The 4,642-nt window shown below is 54.0% G+C and carries 1 tRNA gene and 2 rRNA genes; all 3 read right to left on the bottom strand.

What is annotated here, in order from left to right:
* Positions 1–52: 52 nt before the first annotated feature.
* A tRNA-Met gene (locus tag FF124_RS20465) sits at positions 53–129 on the bottom strand.
* Between the two features lie 350 nt (positions 130–479).
* Positions 480–595 (bottom strand): 5S ribosomal RNA (gene rrf, locus FF124_RS20460).
* A 392-nt stretch (positions 596–987) separates the two neighbouring features.
* Positions 988–4,065 (bottom strand): 23S ribosomal RNA (locus FF124_RS20455).
* Positions 4,066–4,642: the final 577 nt, after the last annotated feature.

The following is a 4,642-nucleotide window of genomic DNA, read 5'->3' as shown; positions in this document are numbered from 1 at the left end:
TCGGTGCAAAGCAAAAACCCCGCCGGTGTGGCGGGGCTTTCGCAAGTAAAGTTGGTTGCGGGGGCAGGATTTGAACCTGCGGCCTTCAGGTTATGAGCCTGACGAGCTACCGGGCTGCTCCACCCCGCGTTATGTATTGAGCTTCCGGGGTAATGGTTTGGACGGATGGTCCTGTGCCTTGCCCGGTATTTTTTGTTTTGCCGGTCCTCGGCCTTTGGCCTGCGGTTCGGCGGGGGCTGCTCTTGCCCCGCGTTATGTATTGAGCTTCCGGGGTAATGGTTTGGACGGATGGTCCTGCACCTTGCCCGGTATTTTTTATTTTGCCGGTCCTCGGCCTTTGGCCTGCGGTTCGGCGGGGGGGCTGCTCTTGCCCTGCGTTATTGGTTTTGTATGCGGCAACAAAAAAGCCGCCTTTTACGGCGGCTTTGATCGGCAGTCGCCGTTTGTTTCGAGAAGATATTTCATGTTGCATTTGGCAGACCTGGCAGCGACTTACTCTCCCGTGCCTTAAGACAAAGTACCATCAGCGCTGGGGCATTTCACGGCCGTGTTCGGAATGGGAACGGGTGTTAAGGACCCCGCCATAGCCACCAGGTCGGCCAAATGCAGCATGTTTTTCGAGAAGCTGGAAGAGAGTTGTTTTGTCCTCAGGTTTGTTTTCGCTCGCGGGCGTACCGGCCCTTTCAGGGCCTGCCCTGCGCGGGCGCCTCGCATAAGCTCGGACGCGCAGTCGCGCTTGCGAAGCCCTCTGGGCTTCGGTCCTTTTCCCCTGCAATGCAGGCGTTTTGGACGAACAATAACGTGAGGTCTGTTGTTGTAATGCGCTTCTTCTGTCAGCAGTCGCAATGCCTGCCGAGGGACGACCCTCAGCAGCTTGCCTGCGTCGCGTGAGCAGCGCCTTCCGCAGCGCAGCGATCGAAGATCGCGACAGCGTGAGGACAAAAAGATCGTGTTCATCGGCTTTGCCGATGAACATGAACAATGAGAACGATCAAGCCAATCGAGCGATTAGTACCGGTAAGCTTCACACATTGCTGCGCTTCCACACCCGGCCTATCAACGTTGTCGTCTACAACGGCTCTGATAGGGAACACTCGTTTTCAGGTTGGTTTCCCGCTTAGATGCCTTCAGCGGTTATCCATTCCGTATATAGCTACCCTGCTATGCGGCTGGCGCCACAACAGGTCCACCAGAGATACGTCCATCCCGGTCCTCTCGTACTAGGGACAGATCCTGTCAATATTCCTACACCCACGGCAGATAGGGACCGAACTGTCTCACGACGTTCTGAACCCAGCTCACGTACCGCTTTAATTGGCGAACAGCCAAACCCTTGGGACCTGCTCCAGCCCCAGGATGCGATGAGCCGACATCGAGGTGCCAAACAACCCCGTCGATATGGACTCTTGGGGGTCATCAGCCTGTTATCCCCGGCGTACCTTTTATCCGTTGAGCGATGGCCCTTCCACGCGGGACCACCGGATCACTATGACCGACTTTCGTCTCTGCTCGACTTGTCAGTCTCGCAGTCAGGCGGGCTTATGCCATTGCACTCGACGACCGATTTCCGACCGGTCTGAGCCCACCATCGCGCGCCTCCGTTACTCTTTAGGAGGCGACCGCCCCAGTCAAACTACCCACCATACACTGTCCCGGATCCGGATCACGGATCGCGGTTAGACATCCACGAAGATAAGGGTGGTATTTCAAGGATGGCTCCACAAGAACTGGCGTCCCTGCTTCAAAGCCTACCACCTATCCTACACATGCCTTGGCGAATGCCAGTGTAAAGCTATAGTAAAGGTGCACGGGGTCTTTCCGTCTGACCGCAGGAACCCCGCATCTTCACGGGGAATTCAATTTCACTGAGTCTGCGTTGGAGACAGCGGGGAAGTCGTTACGCCATTCGTGCAGGTCGGAACTTACCCGACAAGGAATTTCGCTACCTTAGGACCGTTATAGTTACGGCCGCCGTTTACTGGGGCTTCAATTCAATGCTTGCACATCTCCTTTTAACCTTCCAGCACCGGGCAGGCGTCAGACCCTATACGTCGTCTTAAAGACTTCGCAGAGCCCTGTGTTTTTGATAAACAGTCGCTACCCCCTGGTCTGTGCCACCTCTCAATACTTGCGTATAAAGAGGTCACGCTTCTTCCGAAGTTACGCGTGCAATTTGCCGAGTTCCTTCAACGCAGTTCTCTCAAGCGCCTTGGTATACTCTACCTGACCACCTGTGTCGGTTTCGGGTACGGTCTCACGACGGGGCTATTTCCTGGAACCGCTCCACCGCACACTCAATCCAATAAGAATGTACGATTTGTGCAATCCGTCACCACCGCCTGGCCCACGAATATTAACGTGGTTCCCATCGACTACGCGTTTCCGCCTCGTCTTAGGGGCCGGCTAACCCTGCTCAGATTAACTTTAAGCAGGAACCCTTGGTCTTTCGGCGAGAGGGTCTCTCACCCTCTTTATCGTTACTCATGTCAACATTCGCACTTCCGATACCTCCAGGACCCCTCACGGGTATCCCTTCATCAGCCTACGGAACGCTCCGCTACCACGTGGATAAATCCACATCCTCAGCTTCGGTGCATGGCTTGAGCCCCGGTACATTTTCGGCGCAAAGACCCTTATTTAGACCAGTGAGCTGTTACGCTTTCTTTAAATGATGGCTGCTTCTAAGCCAACATCCTGGTTGTTTTGGGATCCTCACATCCTTTCCCACTTAGCCATGACTTGGGGACCTTAGCTGGAGGTCAGGGTTGTTGCCCTTTTCACGACGGACGTTAGCACCCGCCGTGTGTCTGCTGAACAGTACTCTTCGGTATTCGCAGTTTGGTTAGGATCAGTAAGACGGTGAGTCCCCATAGCCCATCCAGTGCTCTACCCCCGAAGGTATTCATTCAACGCTCTACCTAAATAGATTTCGCGGAGAACCAGCTATCTCCGAGTTTGATTGGCCTTTCACCCCTAGCCACAAGTCATCCCAATCTATTGCAACAGATGCGGGTTCGGTCCTCCAGTTGGTGTTACCCAACCTTCAACCTGCTCATGGCTAGATCACTCGGTTTCGGGTCTAATGCATCTAACTAAATCGCCCTATTAAGACTCGCTTTCGCTGCGCCTACACCTATCGGCTTAAGCTTGCTAGATACACTAAGTCGTTGACCCATTATACAAAAGGTACGCCGTCACCCTTGCGGGCTTCGACTGTTTGTAGGCATCCGGTTTCAGGTTCTCTTTCACTCCCCTTGTCGGGGTGCTTTTCACCTTTCCCTCACGGTACTGGTTCGCTATCGGTTATGCACGAGTACTTAGGCTTGGAGCGTGGTCGCCCCATGTTCGAACAGGATTTCACGTGTCCCGCCCTACTCAAGGACAATGACTATTCTACGCATACGGGGCTATCACCCATCTCGCCAGGCTTCCCAACCTGTTCTGCTTTATTCATCATTGCCACTGGCCTCATCCGCGTTCGCTCGCCACTACTTGCGGAGTCTCGATTGATGTCCTTTCCTACGGGTACTTAGATGTTTCAGTTCCCCGCGTTCGCTTCTTAACCCTATGTATTCAGATTAAGATACCTTTTAATGATATCTAGAAACCATTCCGGTTGCCTATCGGCAACCCGACTGATCTGTTTTGTCCTCACGCTGTCGCGATCTTCGATCGCTTCACTCCGGACGGGCCGGCCAAAAATGGCCGACGCGCAGTCGCGCTTGCCTCAGGAGCGTGGCTCCTTCGGATTTCATTTCCCAAACCAACGTGGAAAAAGAATTCGGTGCTAAGCACCGCAAGGCCGACCGGCCGTCGCCGCTGATGCGGCGCGCCATCGCAGCCCCAGCAGGTCGAAGACCTGCGGTACGGGGCGTGAGATCAAATAATTCCAGACAAATCATTCCAACCGGAATGATTTTCTAGATATCTAAGGTGGGTTTCCCCATTCGGATATCCATGGATCAAAGCTTATTCGCAGCTCCCCACGGCTTTTCGCAGCGTATCACGTCCTTCATCGCCTGTGCATACCAAGGCATCCACCAAATGCCCTTAAGACACTTGATCGTTCTCATTGCTGATGTTCATCTTTTATGTCCTCACGCTGCCACAAGCCTTGCGGCTTGTTTCGCTCCGGACGGGGCGGCGAACGGTCGCCGACGACCTTTCGGTCTACGGGAAGTTCCTCGCAACGTCTTTTGCAGGCTTTATGAGCACAACCACCGGGCCTTTTGTATAACCCCGACAGATGCCATCAACACGATCTGACCACCGACCCAACAAAGTCGGCAGCCTTAATTTTGTAAGACTATCCATCTTCAGCTCTTCTTAGCGCGACCGCGCGTCGCCGGAAGTCCGGCGCCCCAGCGGAGGATAGGTCCGAAGGACCGCTCATCCGTGAGCTCAAAGAACTAAAAAGACGAATGTCTTTTTAGACCAGCTTCTCGAGATAATGTCCGATGATGTGCGGTCAGGCGCATCAATCCGTCGCATCGCTCAGATGAGGCCGAAGCCTCAAACAAACAATCGACGTTGTCGACAGAGCTTCCTTCCAAAACTGCCCCTCTCTCGTATCCGGCCGGCTAGACCTTCAACGCCGTCAATGGGAACAGCTCCGAACGATCATGATCTTCACCACAATCAC

The sequence above is a fragment of the Martelella lutilitoris genome, assembly GCF_005924265.1.
GTDB lineage: Bacteria > Pseudomonadota > Alphaproteobacteria > Rhizobiales > Rhizobiaceae > Martelella > Martelella lutilitoris.
This window is presented reverse-complemented; position numbering and strand designations above follow the sequence as displayed.